This window comes from Streptomyces sp. CAU 1734 (genome assembly GCF_039888735.1).
Lineage (GTDB): Bacteria > Actinomycetota > Actinomycetes > Streptomycetales > Streptomycetaceae > Streptomyces.
Map to the genome: position 1 here is coordinate 1 of NZ_JBDQQP010000034.1, position 19,041 is coordinate 19,041.

15 protein-coding genes and 1 pseudogene are annotated in these 19,041 nt (G+C 71.9%); 9 read left to right on the forward strand and 7 right to left on the reverse strand.

What is annotated here, in order from left to right:
* Positions 1-187 precede the first annotated feature (187 nt).
* Together AAFN69_RS34895 and AAFN69_RS34900 are read right to left on the reverse strand one after the other, a co-directional pair.
* On the reverse strand, positions 188-1,012 hold the full coding sequence (locus AAFN69_RS34895) for a DNA-formamidopyrimidine glycosylase family protein (protein WP_347732975.1): 825 nt from the start codon (positions 1,010-1,012) through the stop codon (positions 188-190).
* A gap of 582 nt (positions 1,013-1,594) precedes the next feature.
* Positions 1,595-2,080, reverse strand: a complete 486-nt coding sequence (locus AAFN69_RS34900; RefSeq protein ID WP_347732976.1) for a ribose-5-phosphate isomerase — start codon at positions 2,078-2,080, stop codon at positions 1,595-1,597.
* 94 nt (positions 2,081-2,174) lie between these two features.
* On the opposite strand from AAFN69_RS34900, the gene AAFN69_RS34905 reads away from it, so the two are divergent.
* Complete coding sequence (locus AAFN69_RS34905) at positions 2,175-3,611, forward strand: amino acid permease (protein ID WP_347732977.1); 1,437 nt, start codon at positions 2,175-2,177, stop codon at positions 3,609-3,611.
* A gap of 80 nt (positions 3,612-3,691) precedes the next feature.
* Here AAFN69_RS34905 and AAFN69_RS34910 read toward each other — a convergent pair whose 3' ends face one another.
* Entirely contained in the window at positions 3,692-4,276 is a 585-nt protein-coding gene (locus tag AAFN69_RS34910; RefSeq protein ID WP_347732978.1) for a biotin transporter BioY, read from the reverse strand.
* A gap of 430 nt (positions 4,277-4,706) precedes the next feature.
* On the opposite strand from AAFN69_RS34910, the gene AAFN69_RS34915 reads away from it, so the two are divergent.
* Positions 4,707-6,164: an amino acid permease gene (locus AAFN69_RS34915; RefSeq protein ID WP_347732979.1), complete on the forward strand. Its 1,458-nt coding sequence runs from the start codon at positions 4,707-4,709 to the stop codon at positions 6,162-6,164.
* Positions 6,165-6,176: 12 nt separating this feature from the next.
* Here the strand turns inward: AAFN69_RS34915 and AAFN69_RS34920 are convergent, their stop codons facing one another.
* Positions 6,177-6,800 (reverse strand): histidine phosphatase family protein, encoded by a 624-nt coding sequence (locus AAFN69_RS34920; RefSeq protein WP_347732980.1) that lies wholly within the window; start codon positions 6,798-6,800, stop codon positions 6,177-6,179.
* Positions 6,797-8,188, reverse strand: coding sequence for an FGGY-family carbohydrate kinase (locus AAFN69_RS34925; RefSeq protein WP_347732981.1), 1,392 nt, complete (start codon positions 8,186-8,188; stop codon positions 6,797-6,799). Before AAFN69_RS34925 ends, AAFN69_RS34920 begins: the two co-directional genes overlap by 4 nt.
* A 140-nt stretch (positions 8,189-8,328) precedes the next feature.
* Here AAFN69_RS34925 and AAFN69_RS34930 point away from each other — a divergent pair, with 140 nt between their 5' ends.
* The 5 genes from AAFN69_RS34930 (at position 8,329) to AAFN69_RS34950 (ending at position 13,672) form a co-directional block, all read left to right on the forward strand.
* Positions 8,329-9,126 (forward strand): DeoR/GlpR family DNA-binding transcription regulator, encoded by a 798-nt coding sequence (locus AAFN69_RS34930; protein WP_347732982.1) that lies wholly within the window; start codon positions 8,329-8,331, stop codon positions 9,124-9,126.
* Positions 9,127-9,165: 39 nt separating this feature from the next.
* Positions 9,166-10,179, forward strand: coding sequence for a 2-hydroxyacid dehydrogenase (locus tag AAFN69_RS34935; RefSeq protein ID WP_347732983.1), 1,014 nt, complete (start codon positions 9,166-9,168; stop codon positions 10,177-10,179).
* A 151-nt stretch (positions 10,180-10,330) separates the two neighbouring features.
* Positions 10,331-11,800 carry an FGGY-family carbohydrate kinase gene (locus tag AAFN69_RS34940; RefSeq protein ID WP_347732984.1) on the forward strand — a complete coding sequence of 490 codons (1,470 nt, stop codon included), beginning with the start codon at positions 10,331-10,333 and terminating at the stop codon, positions 11,798-11,800.
* On the forward strand, positions 11,797-12,948 hold the full coding sequence (locus tag AAFN69_RS34945) for a glycerophosphodiester phosphodiesterase family protein (protein WP_347732985.1): 1,152 nt from the start codon (positions 11,797-11,799) through the stop codon (positions 12,946-12,948). Before AAFN69_RS34940 ends, AAFN69_RS34945 begins: the two co-directional genes overlap by 4 nt.
* Before the next feature lie 88 nt (positions 12,949-13,036).
* Positions 13,037-13,672, forward strand: coding sequence for a superoxide dismutase (locus AAFN69_RS34950; RefSeq protein WP_347732986.1), 636 nt, complete (start codon positions 13,037-13,039; stop codon positions 13,670-13,672).
* A 188-nt stretch (positions 13,673-13,860) separates the two neighbouring features.
* Here AAFN69_RS34950 and AAFN69_RS34955 read toward each other — a convergent pair whose 3' ends face one another.
* Positions 13,861-14,502, reverse strand: coding sequence for a DsbA family protein (locus tag AAFN69_RS34955; RefSeq protein WP_347732987.1), 642 nt, complete (start codon positions 14,500-14,502; stop codon positions 13,861-13,863).
* Positions 14,503-14,677: 175 nt separating this feature from the next.
* Between AAFN69_RS34955 and pepN the strand changes: the two genes are divergently transcribed.
* Positions 14,678-17,263, forward strand: a complete 2,586-nt coding sequence (gene pepN / locus AAFN69_RS34960) for an aminopeptidase N (RefSeq protein WP_347732988.1) — start codon at positions 14,678-14,680, stop codon at positions 17,261-17,263.
* Positions 17,264-17,658: 395 nt separating this feature from the next.
* Entirely contained in the window at positions 17,659-18,780 is a 1,122-nt protein-coding gene (locus AAFN69_RS34965) for a hypothetical protein (RefSeq protein ID WP_347732989.1), read from the forward strand.
* Between the two features lie 139 nt (positions 18,781-18,919).
* Here the strand turns inward: AAFN69_RS34965 and AAFN69_RS34970 are convergent.
* Positions 18,920-19,041: pseudogene (locus tag AAFN69_RS34970) on the reverse strand (IS481 family transposase); the annotation flags it as partial.

The window sequence follows — 19,041 nt, forward strand, 5'->3', positions numbered from 1 at the left end:
CCACCTCAGGCGAACCGAGCACCGTGCCTGGCCTCAGCCGGCCCGCACCGGCCCCAAGCCGTCCTCATCACCAGACCCCCACCCGCAAGCCCGTAACGCAACGGCATTGACCCTAGGCCGTCTCTTACCGCCTGGGCGGCGCGCGGCGGCGGGACCGGGGCGGTTTCCTCCGCCCCGGACACGCCCGTCAGACGGCCGGCGGGCCGGGCGGCTGGCAGCCGGGGCACCAGAAGAGATTCCGGGCGGCGAGGCCGGCCGTGCGGATCTCCGTACCGCAGATGTGGCAGGGCAGCTGGGCCCGGCGGTAGACATAGACCTCGCCGCCGTGGTCGTCCACCCGGGGCTCCCGGCCCATCGCCTCGGGCAGATGCTCGGGGCGGACGGTGTCGATGCGGTTGTTCCGCACGCCCTCACGCATCAGCTCCGCGAGATCGGCCCACATCGCGTCCCACTGGGCGCGGGTGATCTCCCGGCCGGTGCGGTAGGGATCCACGCCGTGCCGGAACAGCACCTCGGCGCGGTACACATTGCCGACGCCGGCGATGATCTTCTGGTCCATCAGCAGCGCCGCGATCGTGGTGCGCGAACGGGATATCCGGGCCCACGCGCGGTCCGGATCGTCGCCCTCCCGGAGCGGGTCGGGGCCGAGCCGGTCGTGGATCGCCGCCTTCTCGCCGTCGGTGATCAGCGCGCAGGTCGTCGGGCCGCGCAGATCGAGATACGCCTCCGGTGTGGCCAGCCGCAGCCGTACGGTCTCGCCGGCCGGCGGGGCGGGGGTCGCTCCCAGGTCGACCTTGCCGAAGAGCCCCAGATGGATGTGGACCCAGCCGATCGCCTCGAAGCCGAGGAAGAGGTGCTTGCCGTGCGCCTCGGCGGCGGTCATGACCTGCCGGTCCAGGAGCGCGGCGGAGTCGGAGAACTTGCCCTGGGGGCTGGTGACGCGGAGGGGGCGGGTGAGGAAGTGGGCGCGGTGGTCTGCGGCGAGGCGGTGGATGGTGTGGCCCTCGGGCATGGTGGTGGCGGCTCCTTCTGTCGTCCCACCACCATTTTGCGGGACGCGCCGGGGTGGTCCGGGCCCGCGCCTCCCCCGGGGCTCCGCCCCGGACCCCGCTCCTCAATCGCCGGAGGGGCTGAACATTCGGGCGCCCGCCCACGAGGACTCGCCGGGAGCCCGGGGTGCGGGTCTTCTCCTCAATCGCCGGAGGGGCTGACATCGCCGGACCAGCCCGCGAACCCGAGGGACGGGCCTCATCCAAGGACTGAAACCCTCGCGCACGCCGAGGAAGCGCACCCACCCAGCCCCGCCGGCGATTGAGGCGCGGGGCGCGGGGCAGAGCCCCGCCAAGGACCCGCACCGCCGCCGGAAGGCCGGCTCCCCCGCCCAAGGGGCTGAACCCTCACACACCCCGAGGAAACACACCCACCCAGCCCCGCCGGCGATTGAGGCGCGGGGCGCGGGGCAGAGCCCCGCCAAGAGCCCGCACCACCAAGAGCCCGCACCATCACGCGCCCGCACCATCACGCGTCCGCGCTGGCGGAAACGCCGGAGGGCCGCCGGCGTACGGCGGCCCTCCGGGCTCGGTCGCGGGGGCGGTCAGCCCTGGGGGTGGTGCGCAGGGATCGGCGGCAGCTCACCCGTGGTCTCATACGCCGAGAGCATCTCGATCCGGCGCGTGTGACGCTCCTCGCCCGAGTACGGCGTCGCCAGGAAGATCTCGACGAACTTGGTGGACTCCTCCACCGAGTGCATCCGGCCACCGATGGCGACCACATTCGCATTGTTGTGCTCACGGCCGAGCGCCGCCGTCTGCTCGCTCCACGCCAGCGCCGCCCGCACCCCCTTCACCTTGTTCGCGGCGATCTGCTCGCCATTGCCCGAGCCGCCGATGACGATGCCCAGGCTGTCCGCGTCGGCGGCGGTCTTCTCGGCCGCGCGGAGACAGAAGGGCGGGTAGTCGTCCTGGGCGTCGTAGATGTGCGGGCCGCAGTCGACGGGGTCGTGGCCATGGGCCTTGAGCCACTCGACGAGGTGGTTCTTGAGTTCGTATCCGGCGTGGTCGGAACCGAGGTATACGCGCATGGCCCGAGTGTGGCACGCGGGCGGCCGGGTAGCCGTCAGCGGGGTCAACACCCGACTGCGCATCGCGCGGCACTCCAACCCAAGGATTCCCCTCATGAACGCGCAGGACACCCTCACAAAAGAAGGCGGGCAGCCCGGCGAACCCGGAGAGCCCCAGCCCTCGGACGGTCTTCGGGCCGGGCTCAAGAACCGTCATCTGTCCATGATCGCCATCGGCGGGGTGATCGGGGCCGGGCTCTTCGTCGGATCCGGGGCCGGAATCGCCGCCGCCGGGCCCGCCATTCTCGTCTCGTACGCGCTCGTCGGCGTGATGGTGGTCCTGGTGATGCGGATGCTGGGCGAGATGGCCGCCGCGCATCCGGCCTCCGGGTCCTTCTCCGAGTACGCGGACCGGGCGCTCGGGCGGTGGGCCGGGTTCTCCATCGGATGGCTGTACTGGTTCTTCTGGGTGGTGGTGCTCGCGGTGGAGGCGACCGCCGGGGCGGTGATCCTGGAGGGCTGGATTCCGGCGGTGCCGCAGTGGGCGTGGGCGCTGATCGTGATGGTGGTGCTGACCGCGACGAATCTCGCATCGGTGGGGTCGTACGGAGAGTTCGAGTTCTGGTTCGCCGGTATCAAGGTGGTCGCGATCGGCGCTTTTGTCGTCATTGGACTGCTCGCCGTTTTCGGACTGCTCCCGGGGTCCGACAATCCGGGGGCCGGGCTCAGTCATCTCACCGACAGCGGGGGATTCTTCCCCGAGGGATACGGCGCGATTCTCACCGGCATTCTGATGGTGGTCTTCTCCTTCATGGGGAGTGAGATCGTCACCCTCGCGGCCGGCGAGTCCGCCGATCCGCAGCGCGCCGTGAGCAAGGCGACCAACAGCGTCATCTGGCGTATCGCGGTGTTCTATCTGGGCTCGATCTTCGTGGTGCTGACGCTGCTGCCGTGGAACGACAAGTCGATCACCGAGGACGGCTCGTACATCGCGGCGCTCAATTCCATCGGCATCCCGCACGCCGGGCAGATCATGAACGCGATCGTGCTGACCGCCGTGCTGTCCTGCCTCAATTCGGGGCTCTACACCGCTTCCCGGATGGCCTTCTCGCTGGGCCGGCGGGGCGACGCGCCGCGCTCCTTCGGGGAGACCGACCGGCGGGGTGTGCCGAGGGTCGCGATTCTCTCGTCGGTGCTCTTCGGATTTGTCGCGGTCTTCTTCAATTACCGCTGGCCCGACACCGTCTTCGCGTTTCTGCTCAACTCCTCGGGCGCCGTCGCGCTCTTCGTCTGGCTGGTCATCTGCTTCACCCAGCTCCGGATGCGCCCGATGATCGAGCGGGAGGCACCCGAGCGGCTGGTGGTGCGGATGTGGCTCTTCCCCGGGCTGACCTGGGCCACCATCGGAATGATCTCTTTTGTACTGGTCTACATGATCTTCGACGACACCGGGCGGGAGCAGGTGCTGCTCTCGCTGCTGGTCGCCGCCGTCGTGGTGGGGATCGCGCTGACCAGGGAGCGGCGCCGGAAGCGGGCCGCGGCCGAGAGCTGACCGGGCGGACACGCGAGAGGCGCGCCCCGCGGGGCGCGCCTCTCGTCCGCGGGGGCCGACCCCCGATCGCGTCCGTGCCGTCAGCCGCGGCGGCCGAGCAGCTTCCACGCCGTGGGCAGCGCGCCCATCGCCAGGGCCGCCTTGATCGCGTCGCCGATCAGGAAGGGCACCAGGCCCGCCGCGACCGCCTGGGAGAGCGTCATCCCGGTGGCCAGGGCGAGATAGGGCACGCCGACCGCGTAAATGATCACCGAACCGAGCACCATCGCGCCCGCCATGCGCGGTACGGAGCGGTCGGCGCCGCGGCGGGCGAGTTCGCCCACGACCGTCGCCGCCAGCAGCATGCCGAGGACATAGCCGAAGGACGGCATCGACCAGCCCGAGGCGCCTTCCGCGAACCACGGCATCCCCGCCATGCCCGCCACCGCGTAGAGCCCGAGGGAGAGGAAGCCCCGGCGGGCGCCGAGGGCGGTGCCGACCAGCAGAGCGGCGAAGGTCTGGCCGGAGACCGGGACCGGCGAGCCGGGGACCGGGACGGAGAGCTGGGCCGCCAGGCCGGTGAGGACCGCGCCGCCGGTGACGAGTGCGATGTCCCGGGTGCGGGAGACGGGCAGCAGATCCGCGAGGACCGCGCCCGGACGAGTGGTGACAGAAGCTGTGCTCATCGGGACTCCGCGGGGGAAGGGGAGGGGGAGGAAGACGGACGGCGTCACCGAGGGCTCGGTGGAGCCCCGGTGGGGACACCGTGACCGTAGCCCAGGTGGAATCGCCGGTTCACCGTCTGCGGCCGACAAACGCTCCCGCATCGCCTTGATGAGAAGTGAACAAAGCTCATGCTTTATGCACGACCCCGCGTGATGCTTGTCACTGAGGCCGGAGCGGGTTCTCCCCTCGGGAGAGGGTAAGGGGCGGCTGTAGAGTTCCACCAAAGCCGCCGGGTTTCCCCGGTACATACGCGAGATGTCATCATTTCGTGTGCGATGTACACATCACCCGGGCCCCGTGTTCATTCGGTGAAAGTCCATTGCACGCTCATGTCTCCGCGTGCTGAGTTGGTGATCCGCTCACCCCCGGCCACCGAACAGGGAACGCCACATGTCCCGGACCTCCGAGTCCCCGCCCGTCGGGCGGCCCTCCGGCGAGGCACCGCCCGCGAACGGCCTCTCCCACGGACTGAAGCAGCGCCATCTCTCGATGATCGCCCTCGGCGGTGTCATCGGCGCCGGGCTCTTCGTCGGATCCGGCGCCGGCATCGCCGCCGCCGGGCCGTCCATCGTGATCGCCTACGCCCTCTCCGGCCTCCTGGTGATGCTGGTGATGCGGATGCTCGGCGAGCTCTCCGCGGCCAACCCGGCGTCCGGCACCTTCTCCGTGCACGCCGAGCGGGCCATCGGGCCCTGGGCCGGCTTCGCCTCGGGCTGGACCTTCTGGTTCATGCTCTGTGTGGTGGTCGGGCTGGAGGGCATCGGCGCCGCGAAGATCATGACCGGCTGGCTGCCCGGCACCCCGGAGTGGGCCTGGGTCGCGCTCTTCGTGGTCGTCTTCTGCGCCGCCAACCTCGCCTCCGTGAAGAATTTCGGCGAGTTCGAGTTCTGGTTCGCGGCCCTGAAGATCATCGCCATTGTGGTCTTCCTGGGCATCGGCGTACTCGCCATCACCGGTCTGCTGCCCGGCACCGACTCCCCCGGCACCGGCAATCTCACCGGTCAAGGCGGCTTCCTGCCCAACGGCAGCGAGGGGCTGGTGCTCGGCGTGCTCGCCTCGGTCTTCGCGTACGGCGGTCTGGAGACCGTCACCATCGCCGCCGCCGAGTCCGAGCACCCGGTACAGGGCGTCGCCCGTGCCGTGCGGACCGCGATGTGGCGGATCGCGATCTTCTACGTCGGCTCCATGGCCGTGGTCGTGGCCCTGGTCCCGTGGGACGACCCGAAGGTGATCGCCCAGGGGCCGTACGTCGCCACCCTGGACCATCTCGGCATCCCGGCCGCCGGGCAGATCATGAACGCGGTCATCCTGATCGCCCTGCTCTCCGCGATGAACGCCAATATCTACGCCGCCTCCCGGATGTCCTGCTCGCTGGTGGGCCGGGGGCAGGGCCCGAAGGCGCTCGGCCGCACCGTCGGCGGAGTGCCGCGCACCGCCGTGGTGGTCTCGTCCGGCTTCGGGTTCGTCTGTGTGCTGCTCAGCTACTGGCGGCCGGACGACGTCTTCATGTGGCTGCTCAACATGATCGGCGCGCTCATCCTGGTGGTCTGGTTCTTCATCGCCGTCTCGCAGCTGATCCTGCGCCGCCGGACCGAGCGCGAGGCTCCCGAGCGGCTCGTGGTGCGGATGTGGCTCTACCCGGGGCTGACCTACGCGGCACTGGCCGCGATGGCGGCCGTCTTCGTCCTCATGGCCCGGGAGCCGGACACCCGGGTCAAGCTGTACTGGTCGGGCGGGCTCACCCTGGCCCTGGCGCTGGCCGGGTACATCCGGCAGGTGCGGGCCGCCCGCCGGGCCGGGGAGCCGGCCGGTGAGATCACGGCGGAGGACCGGGCCCCGGAGAAGTGAGCGCGGCGGCCGTCACTCCGCGTCCACCGGCACATTGAGGGAGAGCAGCGCCGGACGTCCGGTGGCCGCCATCCGCACCTCGCTCACCGCCGCGTTCCGCAGCCGGGGGAAGACCCGGCGGTACTCCGCCCGCGGAATCGACAGCAGTTCGCACAGGACCAGCCGCAGCAGCGTGTTGTGGGCGACCACCAGCACCCGGCCGCCCGGGTGCCCGGCCGCGATCCGGCGCAGCGCCGCCGCGCCCCGGGCCGCCGCCGCCCGGGGGTCCTCCGCCCCCGGGAAGGGATGCGCCACCGGGTCGGCCGCGAAGGCCGCCGCCTCCCGGGGGGAGCCGGCCGCGAACTCCGCGAGCGTACGGCCCTCCACCACCCCGAAGTCGCACTCCCTGAGTCCGGGCTCGCGGTGCGGGGTGAGGCCGAGCGCGGCGCAGGCCGGCTCCGCCGTCTCCACCGCCCGCGTGAGGGTGGAGGTGTACACGGCGTCCACCGGATGCCGGGCCGCCCACTCCCCCAGCCGCCGGGACTGTGCCCGGCCCTCGTCGGTGAGGGCCACATCGCTCACCCCGGCATAGCGGTTCTCCGCATGCCAGACCGTCTGGCCGTGCCGGGCCAACAGCAGTGCCGTGCTCCCGCTCATGGTGTTCCCCATGCCCCTTCCGTGCGTGTCCGCGCATGCGCGGCGACCTCGGGCGGCAGCCAGCCGCGCCGCTCCAGCTCGTCGACCAGGACGAGATACGGGCCGGCCCACCGGCTGCCGTCGCCGGGCCTGATCACCTCCCGGACCCGGACCATCCGCCCGGCCGTGGCGGCGAGAGTACCGGGCGCACCCGCCGCGCCGGCCGCGCCCGCGCCGTACGCCGCCAGCACCGCCATCCCGAACGCCGGTTCGCTGGCCGCCGGGATCCGTACCGTACGGCCCAGGATCTCGGCGCGCAGCCGGGTCCAGTAGGCGCTGCGGACCGCGCCGCCGGTGAAGGTGACCGGGCCGTGCACCGGCGCGCCGAGCAGATCCAGATAGTCCAGACAGAGCCGTTCGGTCAGCGCCACGCCCTGGAGCAGCGCCGCCCAGTGGTCGGCGTCCGACGCGGGGGTTCCGAGCAGGAAGCCGGTCGCCTCCGGGGCGGTGAAGGGGAAGCGCTCGCCCCGGGAGCCGAGCGGATACGCCACCGCCCCGGCCGGTTCGCGGGCGCGGGCGAGGGTGTCCAGGGCCGCCGGGTCGGCGGCCGGGAAGGCGGCCCTCAGGGCGCCGCCGCCGACGCCGGAGGCCCCGCCGGGGAGGCTGGTGCCGTCCGGGGAGAGATGGCTGTAGACCACACCGGAAGGGTCGTGGAGGGGTTCGGCGGTGACCCCCTTGAGGACCAGGGTGGTGCCGAGGACCGTGTTCCAGGAGCCGGGGGCGAGCGCTCCGGAGGCGATCTGGGCCGCGCAGCCGTCGGTCATTCCGGCCACGATCAGGGTGCCCGCGGGGATCCCGGCCGCCGCTTCCGCTTCCCGGCTCGTCGCCCCGATCACGGTGCCCGGGAGCACCACGTCCGGCGCCGCGCCGGCCGGGAGTCCCGGCGCGGCGAAGCCGCCGGTGGCCGGGTCGTACCCGGTCTTCAGCGCATGGCTGGAATCGGTGGGCAGCAGCCGTCCGGCGAGCCGGGCGGTGATCCAGTCGGCCTGGTGCAGCACCCGGCCGGGCCCGTACTCCGCCAGCAGCAGCCGGGCCCGCCCCGGGCCCCGGCCGGGAGCCCGGCCGTCGTCGTACATCACACCGGGGCTGAGCGCCCGGCCCCGGGCGTCGGCGAGCAGCACGGTGCCGGAGGTGGAGCAGACGGCGAGCGCGCGCGGGCGCGGGCCGTCCCGCAGGGCACCGGCGCAGGCCGTCCGGACCGCGTTCCACCAGTCGGCGGGCGACTGTTCGTGGCGGATTCCGTCGCGTTCCCCGGTCAGCGGCGCGGAGCCGCTGCCGAGGAGTTCGCCGCCGTCGCCGGTGACCTGTGCCCGGACGCTCTGGGTGCCGAGATCGATGCCCAACCACATGACGGCTCCTCACACGGCGCGGGGCGCCTTCCACTTCTCGCTGTCTGCTGAGAACTTCTCAGCTTCTCCCGCGGTTCGGCGGTAGAAACCCGCGCGGGAGGCATTGACGGCCCCCGGATCCGGTCGCAAGCTCATCTCCCATGCGAGGACCCGCACTGCGAGGACCCGCGGCCCGGCAGCGGGCGATCGCCGCGTATGTACTCGCCCGGCGGGAGTCCTCCGCCGCCGAACTGGCCGAACGATTCACCGTCAGCCTGATGACCGTGCACCGCGATCTGGACGAACTGGAGCGGCAGGGCGTCGTACGGAAGTTCCGGGGCGGGGTGACCGCTCAGCCGTCCGGGGTCTTCGAGGCGCATGTGGCGTACCGGCTGACCGCCATGCGGCGGGAGAAGGAGGCGCTGGCGGAGCGGGCGGTGACGCTGATCGAGCCGGGGATGGCGGTACTGCTGGACGATTCCACCAGCGCGCTGGCGGTCGCCCGCAGGATGGCGGCGATCACTCCGCTGACGGTGGTCACCAATTTCCTCCAGACGCTGACACTGCTCGCCGCCGCGCGCGGCATCCGTCTGATGGCGCTCGGCGGCGACTACGATCCGCTGCACTCCTCCTTCCTCGGGGTGTCGTGTGTGGAGGCCGTGCAGGCGGTGCGGGCCGACCTCTCCTTCACCTCGGCCTCGGCGGCGTCGGCAGGTCTCGCGTACCACCAGGAGCAGCACATCGTGTCCGTCAAGCGCGCCATGCTCGACTCGGCGGACCGCAATGTCCTGCTTCTCGACCATTCCAAGCTGGGCCGGACGGCGCTGCACCGTCTCGTCCCCCTCTCCCGCTTCGATCTGGTGCTCGTCGACGACGGCGCACCGGCCGGGGCACTGCGCGACTTCGATGAGCACCAGGTCACCTACCAGCTCTGTCCGGTTCCGGTGGGCGAGGAGTGAGGCCACCGGGCGCCGACCACGATCACGCGGAGGAACTGCATGAAAGTCCTGGCCGCCGGCGACCACTTCGTCCGCAACTCCCTGATCACCGAGGCGCTGCGGCGCGATCTCGGCGAGGGGGCGGCGGAGATCCGTGAACTGACGCTGCCCTGGCCGCTGGAGCCCTTCGGGCCGGTCGCCGAGGTGCGCGAGGCGAGCGACGCGGAGGACGCGCTGATCAAGGCGCTGGACGGGGTCGAGGTCTGTGTCACCCAGATGGCGCCGTTCACGGAGCGGGTGCTGGCCGCCTCGCCGTCGCTGCGGATGATCGCGGTCTGCCGGGGCGGACCGGTCAATGTGAACGCGGCGGCGGCGCGGGCCCGGGGGGTACGGGTCTGTTTCGCGCCGGGCCGGAACGCGGCGGCCACGGCGGAGTTCACCATCGGCCTGATGATCTCGGCGCTGCGCCGGATCCCCGAGGCGCACCATTCGCTGGCCCTGGAGGGCGACTGGGACGGTTCGTACTACACCTATGAACACAGCGGGCTCGAACTGGAGGACACCGCGGTCGGGCTGGTGGGGTACGGGGCGGTCGGCAGCCGGGTGGCCCGGGTGCTCTGTGCCTTCGGCGCGGAGGTGGAGGTGTTCGATCCCTATGTGCGCGGCGATGTGCACGGGATGCGGTCGCGGTCGCTGGAGGCGCTGCTCTCCCGTTCGCGGGTGCTGACCCTGCATGCCCGGCTCACCCCGGAGACACACGGGCTGATCGGGGCGCGGGAGCTGGCGCTGCTGCCGCCCGGTGCGGTGGTGGTGAACGCGGCGCGCGGCGGGCTGCTGGACACGGAGGCGCTCTGCGACGCGCTGGAGAGCGGCCGGCTGGCGGCGGCGGCGCTGGACACCTATGCGGAGGAGCCGCTGCCGGAGGGATCCCGGCTGCTGTCCACACCGAATCTGGTGCTCACTCCGCATGTGGCCGGGGCGAGCCGGGCGGTGGCGCACAAGGCGGCGCGGATCGCCTCGGCGGAGGTGGCCCGGTATGTGCGCGGGGAGCCGCTCTCCCATGAGCTGAGCTGATTCCCCCCGCGCGCTCTTCCCGTCCCTTCCCGTCCCTTCCCGTCCCTTCCCTTCTCTTCCCTTCCAGTCCCTTCCCTTCCCGCACGGCCGGCCCGGCTGCGGGCCGGCCCCCGACGAGTCATCCGCGGTACGACTGAGGAGTGTGTGCACGATGGCGGCGACGTACATCGGTATCGATGTGGGGACGTCGATGGTCAAGGCCGCGGCCTTCGACGAGGCGGGCCGTCCGCTGGGGGTCGAGTCGCGGCCGGTCGCGCTCGACATCCGCGACGGCCGGGTCGAGCAGGACATGGACGAGGTGTACGGGGCGGTCGTCGATGTCCTCGGCGCGCTGACCGGATCCGTGCCCGGGCCGATCGGGTTCATCGGGCTCACCGGGCAGGGCGACGGCGTCTGGCTGGTGACGGGGGACGGCCGGCCGGTGCGCAAGGCGATCTCCTGGATGGACGGCCGGGCCCATGACCTCGTCACCGCCTGGCAGTCGTCGGGGCTGGTGGAGGCGGTCTTCCGGCGGACCGGCAGTGCCGTGTTCCCGGGCTGCCCGGGGCCGCTGCTGGCCTGGCTGGACCGGTACGAACCGGAGTCGCTGGATGCCGCGCACTCCGCCGTGTACTGCAAGGACATGGTGTTCCGGCGGCTCACCGACGACTCGCCGCCGGGCCCCGGGGCGGCGACCGCCGCGCCGGTGGCGACCGATGTGTCCGACGCCTCGATGCCGTTCCTGGATCCCCGGACGCGGACGTACTCGGAGGAGGTGACGGCGGCGCTGGGGCTCTCGGGGCGGCGCGGACTGCTGCCGCCGGTCCGGGATCCGATCGCCGTCTCGGCGGTGCGTCCCGGCGTGCCGGGGGCGGGCACCCGGATCACCAGCGGACCGTACGATCTGGCCGCCTGCGCGCTGGGCGCCGGGGTCACCGAACCGGGGGACGGGCTCCTGATCGTCGGCACCTGTCTGGCCTCGCTGGTGGTCACCCGGGAGCTCGGCCTGGACGGTGAGCCGGCCGGGCTGCACATCTCCACCGACCGGCCGGGGCAGTGGCTGCGCGCGATGCCGGCGATGGTGGGGACGGCCGCGCTGGACTGGGTGCTGCGGACCACCGGAACGCCGTACACGGAGGTGGACGCGGCGCTGGAGGCGGTGCCGCCGGGGGCGCACGGGGTCCGTGTGCTGCCCTACTTCGCGCCGTCCGGTGAACGCGCGCCCTTTGTGGAGCCCAGGCTGCGGGCGGAGCTGACCGGGGTGTCGCTGGAGACCACGGGGGCCGATCTGATCCGGGCCACCTGTGAGGGCATCGGCTTCGCGGCCCGGCACTGTCTGGAGGCGGCCGGGCTCAGCGGCACGCTGGCGATCTGCGGCGGGGGCACCAAGTCGCCCGCCTGGATGCGGCTCTTCGCGGATGTGCTGGGCAGACCGCTGCGGACCGTGACCGGGGAGGTGGGGGCGCGGGGGGCGGTGCTCGCGGCGGCCGGGCGGCTGGGCGTCGGCCTGGACACGGCGGCGTGGACGGCGCCGGACGCGATCGTGGAACCGGATCCGGGGCGGGCCGGTTACTACACCAAGGCGTACGCCGACCATCTGGAGCGGCTGACGGCGGCCCGGTCGCGGGCCCGGGCGACATGAGCGCGGGCGCTGTGGGGCGGGACGGCGCGCCGGGGCGGCGGTCCGTGCTGTGCGCGGCGGGTACGGCGGCGGTGGCCGCCGGTCTCCCGGCGGCCGGCCCGGCGGCGGGTGCGGGTGCGGCGGCGGGCGCGGGTGCGGGTGCGCATGCGAGTGAAGGCCCCGGACCGGCCGCGCGCCGCCCGCTCGTCATCGGCCACCGGGGCGCGGCCGGCTGGCGGCCCGAGCACACCGAGTCGTCGTACACCTTCGCCGTGCAGTGCGGGGCCGACTGGATCGAGCCGGATGTCGTGCCCACCCGGGACCATGTCCTGGTGGTCCGGCACGAGAACGAGATCTCGCAGACCACCGATGTCGCCGCCCGGAGGGAATTCGCCGCGCGCAGAACCCGCAAGCTGATCGGCGGTCACTGGACCGAGGGCTGGTTCACGGAGGATTTCACCCTGGCCGAGCTCCGCACCCTGCGGACCGTGGAACGACTGCCCCTGATCCGTAATCGGAACACCGTCTTCGACGGGCACCAGCGCATTTGCACCCTCCAGGAAGTGGTGGATCTCGCCCGGGTGCTGGCACACCGCCACGGGCGGCCGGTCACCGTCTTCCCGGAGACCAAGCACCCCTCCTATTTCCGGTCGATCGGGCTGCCGCTGGAGCCGGAGCTGATCGGCATCGTCCGGCGCAACCGGCTGACGGCGCCGGGCTCCGCCGTGCGGTGTGTCGTGCAGTCCTTCGAGCCCTCCAGCCTGCGCCGGATCGCCGCGGCCGGGCTGCGGATCCCGCTCTGGCAGGCGCTCGGCACCACCGGCGGCCCCCAGGGGCACGATGTGACCTACCGGCAGATGGCGACCCCGAGGGGGCTGCGGCGCATCGCCGAGTACGCGCGGTGGATCGGGCCGGACAAGTCCTGGCTCGTACCCCCCTCACCGCTGCTGGCCGACGCGCACGCGGCCGGGCTGCGGGTCGGCGCGTACACCTTCCGCGCGGAGAACCAGTACCTTCCGGCCGGGCTGCGCCGGGGCGCGGACAGCGCCGGCTTCGGTGATGTGTTCGGCGAGTTCGCCCAGCACTTCGGGCTGGGCGTGGACGCCGTGGTCACCGATTTCCCCGATATCGCGGTACTCGCTCGAGAGCTGCTCGGACGCAAGTCGTAGGACCAATGCCTGATCACTCCCGCGTCACTCCTGCTGCTAACGTGCACATGCATAAGGTGTGCAATAAGCAGTCGGAGGGACCGGTCATATGGCCATCTACACGCTTCCTGAACTTCCGTACGACTACGCAGAGCTCGACCCGGTCATCAATCCGCAGATCATCGAGCTGCATCACGACAAGCACCACGCCGCCTACGTCAAGGGCGCCAACGACACGCTGGAGCAGCTGGCGGAGGCGCGCGACAAGGAGCAGTGGGGTGCCATCAACGGGCTGGAGAAGAACCTCGCGTTCCACCTCTCCGGCCACATCCTCCACAGCATCTACTGGCACAACATGATCGGCGACGGCGGCGGCGAGCCGCTGGACAAGGACGGCGTCGGCGAGCTCGCGGACGCGATCGCGGAGTCCTTCGGCTCCTTCGAGAAGTTCAAGGCCCAGCTGACCAAGGCGTCCGCGACCACCCAGGGCTCCGGCTGGGGTGTACTCGCCTACGAGCCGGTCAGCCGCCGTCTGATCGTCGAGCAGATCTACGACCACCAGGGCAATGTGGGCCAGGGCTCGGTGCCGATCCTGGTCTTCGACGCCTGGGAGCACGCGTTCTACCTTCAGTACAAGAACCAGAAGGTGGACTTCATCGACGCCATGTGGGCCGTCGTGAACTGGCAGGACGTCGCCAAGCGCTACGCGCAGGCGAAGGAGCGCACGCCGCTCATCGAGGCGTGAGGCGCGGGAGGTCACGCGGCCCCGGGACCGTGTAGCCGCGCGGCCTCCGCCCCGCAGTCGTCCTGCTCGTGATCGTCTTCTCAACCTTCACTTGCGGGCGGAATGAGGAAGGGCCCCCACGAGGACAGGACTCGTGGGGGCCCTTCTGTGCCCCTTTGTACGCCTTCCGTGCCCGGCACGGCCTCCGCTCAGAGGTTGGAGAAGTCCGGGCCGGCCGTGCGGGTCCGCTTGATCTCGTAGAAGCCGGGGATCGACGCCACCAGCAGGGTGCCGTCCCAGAGCTTCGCGGCGTCCTCGCCCTTGGGGGCCGGGGTCACCACCGGGCCGAAGAAGGCGACCTGCCCGCCGTCCGCGCCCGGAACGGCGATGACCGGGGTGCCGACCTCCTGGCCCACCTTGTCGATGCCCTCCTGGTGGGAGGCGCGCAGCTCGGTGTCGTAGGTGTCCTTCTCCGCGTAGTCGATGAGCCCGGCGGGCAGTCCGGCCTCCGCCAGCGCTCCGGCGATCGCCTCCAGGGTCGGGCCCTCGCCACGGTTGTGGATACGGGTGCCGAGCGCCTCGTACAGCCTTCCCAGCACCTCGGGGCCGTGCTCCTGCTCGGCGGCGATGGCCACCCGCACCGGCGCCCAGCCCTGCTTCAGGCCCTCGCGGTACTCCTCCGGCAGAGTGTCCAGCTTGTCCTCATTGAGCACGGAGAGGCTCATGACATGCCAGCGGACCTCGATGTCGCGGACCTTCTCGACCTCCTTGACCCACCGGGAGGTCATCCACGCCCAGGGGCACAGGGGGTCGAACCAGAAATCGACCGGGGTCCTGCTGTTCTCCGACATCTCTGCTGCTCCTCAGTGATGGATGGCGCCCGGCAGCCGCGGCGGCCGGGTGTGGCACACGTCTCACCGGTGGCAACACGGCGGGGGACCCGCCGATTCCCGGATCCGCCGATACCCGCCGTCAGGTGCGCGTGGGAGTATCGGTGCTGATCTGACGAGACACGAAGGAGTGCCCGTGCCCGGTGAGAATCTCTCCCGCGACGAAGCCCGTCTGCGGGCGGAGCTGCTGTCCGTCGACGGCTACGAGGTCGCCCTCGACCTGCGGTCCGCTGTCGGGGACGGTCCGAACACCGACGGCGCCGCGTCCGGCCCCCGGACCTTCCGCTCCGTGACGACCATCCGCTTCCGCTCGGCCCGGGCGGGTGCCTCGGCCTTCGCCGATCTGCTCGCCCCGTCCGTCACCTCGGTGACCCTGAACGGCGAGAAGCTCGACCCCGCGGTGGTGTTCGACGGTTCCCGGATCGCCCTGGACTCGCTGGCCGAGGACAATGTGCTGGTCGTGGACGCGCAGTGCGCGTACAGCAGGACCGGTGAGGGTCTGCACCGCTTTGTCGACCCCGAGGACGGCGAGGTCTACCTCTACACCCAGTACGAGCCCGCCGACGCCCGCCGGGTCTTCGCCAACTTCGAGCAGCCGGACCTCAAGGCTCCGTTCCGCTTCGAGGTGACCGCGCCCGAGGGCTGGACGGTGTGGAGCAATGGCGCGGGTGAGCGGTCGGCCGGGGACGGGGTGTGGCGGTTCGCCGAGACCCTGCCGATCTCCACCTACATCACCGCCGTGGTGGCCGGCCCCTACCACTACGAGACCGATGTCTACCGGCGGACCGGTGCCGACGGCACGGAGCTGGAGATCCCGCTCGGCGCGATGTGCCGCAAGGCGCTGGCCCGGCACTTCGACGCCGACGACGTCTTCCTCGTCACCAAGCAGGGCCTGGACTTCTTCCACGACCGCTTCGACTACCCGTACCCCTTCGGCAAGTACGACCAGGCATTCGTGCCCGAGTACAACATCGGCGCGATGGAGAACCCGGGGTGTGTCACCTTCCGCGAGGAGTTCATCTTCCGCGGGAAGGTCACCTCGGCCTCGTACGAGCGGCGCGCCAACGTCATCCTGCACGAGATGGCGCACATGTGGTTCGGCGACCTGGTCACCATGGAGTGGTGGGACGACCTGTGGCTGAAGGAGTCCTTCGCCGACTTCATGGGCTCGTACGCGATGGTCGGCGCGACCCGCTTCACCAATGGCTGGATCACCTTCGCCAACAACCGCAAGGCGTGGGCCTACCGGGCCGACCAGCTTCCCTCCACCCACCCGGTCACGGCCGACATCCGTGACCTGGAGGACGCCAAGCTGAACTTCGACGGCATCACCTACGCCAAGGGTGCCTCCGTGCTGAAGCAGCTCGTCGCCTATGTGGGCGAGGAGGCGTTCCTGGAGGGCGCGCGGCGCTACTTCAAGCGGCACGCGTACGGGAACACCCGGCTCGGGGACCTGCTCTCGGTGCTGGAGGAGACCTCCGGCCGCGACATGGCCGACTGGTCGCGCTCCTGGCTCCAGACCTCCGGGGTCAATTCGCTCACCCCCGAGCTCACCTTCGACGCCTCGGACCGGATCACCGAGCTCGCGGTGATCCAGGACGGCGAGCAGCCGCGCCCGCACCGGGTGGCCGTGGGCCTGTACCGGCACGACGGCCCGGAGCTGGTGCGGTACGCGCGGGCCGAGGTCGATGTCACCGGTACGCGCACGGTCGTCACCGAGCTGGCCGGGGCGGACCGGCCCGAGCTGGTGCTGGTGAACGACGAGGATCTGACGTACTGCAAGATCCGCTTCGACTACGGCTCGCTGGAGACCCTGCGGGACTCCCTCGGCGATCTGACCGACCCGCTGGCGCGGGCGCTGTGCTGGTCGGCGCTGTGGAATCTGACCCGGGACGCACTGGTGCCGGCGCGCGACTTCATCGGTCTGGTGCTGCGGTTCGCGGGCCGGGAGACGGATATCGGCGTCCTCCAGATGCTGCATGCCTGGGCCCGCTCGGCGCTGACGCACTACGCCGCCCCGGAGTGGCGCGGGACGGGCGGCCGGCTGCTCGCGGAGGGCGCGCTCAAGGAGCTGCGGCTCGCCGAGCCGGGCAGCCAGCACCAGCTCACCTGGGCGCGGTTCTTCGCCTCGGTCGCCGAATCGGCGGCCGATCTCCAGCTGCTGGAGGGCCTGCTGGCCGGCACCGGCCGCATCGACGGCCTGGAGGTCGACCAGGAGCTGCGCTGGGCCTTCCTGGAGCCACTGGCCGCGCACGGCACGGCGGACGAGTCGGTCGTCGCGGCGGAGCTCGCCCGTGACGACACCGCCTCCGGCAAGCGCCACCAGCTGCGCTGCCTGGCGGCGCGGCCCTCGGCGGAGGTCAAGGAGCGGGCCTGGGCCGAGGTGGTCGAGTCCGACACGCTGTCGAACGCGCTGGCCGGGGCGACCATCGCCGGATTCGTCCAGGCGGGACAGCGGGAACTGCTCGCGCCGTACACCGCGAAGTACTTCGCGGCGATCGAGCGGGTGTGGGCCGAGCGGTCGATCCAGATCGGCATGGATGTGGTCTCCGGCCTCTTCCCGATGCTCCAGGGCGAGACCGCGCTGAAGGAGGCGGACACCTGGCTCGCGACCCACGAGGACGCGCCCCCCGCCCTGCGCCGTCTGGTCCTGGAGGCCCGCGACGACCTGGCCCGCGGCCTCCGCGGCCAGGTCTGCGACGCGGGGTCGGCGGAGAGCTGACCACCCCCCGGGCCGGAGGCCAATTGGCCTCCGGCCCGGGGCCGCGATGCCAGCCCCGCCGACGCTTGAGGCGCGGAGTACCGCAAGGGGCCGCACCCCGGGCGAAGGTGCTCACATCAAGCCCGCCGGCGATTGAGACACGGAGCCCCGCGAGAGACCCGCACTCCGGACGAGGGTGCTCATATCAAGCCCCGCCGGCGATTGAGGCGCGGGGTCCGGGGCGGAGCCCCGCGAGAGACCCGCACCCGCACCCGCACCCGCACCCGCACCCGCACCCGCAGGCAACCGCATTGTCGGTGATCGAACGCCCGTACTTTAGGGCGGAGTTGTCCCGACTTGCCGACAAACGTGTAACAGCGGTTAGTGAAGGGGTGCCCCCTGGGCATCTCGGGACCATGAACAAGAACGTCCCGCACGCCCCCGCCGCCTCCCCCACCGCACCGTCGCTCGTCCACCCCGGCCGCCGGCTCCCGGCCCGCGCCTTTCCGGCCGGGATCGCCGGCCGGACGGCCGACCGGATCGACGGACTCGACCGGCTCTGTACCGGCCGGCCGCAGGTGCTCTCCGCGGCCCAGCTCCGCGCGCACGGGGTCTCCGCGGCCCAGGCGGGCGCCCGCTGCCGGGACGGCGGGCCCTGGCAGGCGCTGCTGCCGGGGGTGTATCTGCTGCACGACGGGGTCCCCACCAGCGAGGAGCGGCTGCACGGGGTGCTGCTGTACGCCGGGCGGCCGGTGATTCCCGCCCAGCCGGCCGACGGTGTGGCCGATCCGCACGGCGACGCCGTGATCACCGGCCTCGCCGCCCTCGCGCTGCGGGGCTTCTCGTCGGTCCCGGAACTGCCCGCGCTGGAGCGGATCGATGTGCTCGTCTCCCGCAACCGCAGGCTGCGGTCGACCGGCTGCGCCGGGATCGTACGGGCACGGCTGCTGCCGGAGCCGGAGCGGATCAACGGGCTGCCGGTGGCGCCGGTGGCACGGGCCCTGGCGGACGCGCTCGCGGAGCTGACGGACCCGGAGCGGGTGCGGGCGGTGCTCGCCGAGGCGGTGTGCGGCGGGCACTGCGAACCCGCCGCCGTGGTCGGGGAGCTGAGCCGGTCGGGGCTGCTGGCGCGGCTCCCGGTTGCGGCGGCGGTGGAGTCGCTGCTGACGGAGGGGCGCAGCCGCGCGGAGGAGCGGCTGTACGAGCTGGTGCGGGAGTTCGCCCTGCCGGACCCGGTGTGGAATGTGGAGCTGCGGCTGCCCGGCGGGCCGGGGCTGGGCGGAGTGGACGCGTACTGGCCGGATCACGCCGTGGCCGTGCAGTTGAGCGCACGGACGCCCCGGCTGGACGAGGAGGCCGACTGGGCCGAGTACGCGCGGCGGCGGGAGCAGTTGGAGCGGCTCGGGCTGACCGTGGTGCACATCGCGCCCCGGCGGCTGCGGGAGTCGCCGGAGCAGCAGGCGATGGTGGTGCGGACGGCGCTGATGGCCTCGGACCACCGCGAGCCGGCCGCGTATGTGGAGGTACTGCCCCGCTGAGCCGCACGCCCTGAACCGGGCCCCTGAACAGACCCCGCCGGGATGCGCACCCCCGTGCCGCACCCCGGCGGGTCAGTACCCGCAGCGCGATACCCCTAGGCCGTCTCTTACGGATCTTGCCTGATCCGTAAGAAACGACCTAGCTGTATTGACCCGCAGGGTTGTTTACGCGGCTGATGGGTGGGTGTCCGCCGAGGGCGGTGTGGCTGCGGTGGTGGTTGTAGGTGTGGAGGAAGTCTGCCAGGGCTCGGGTCCGCTCGT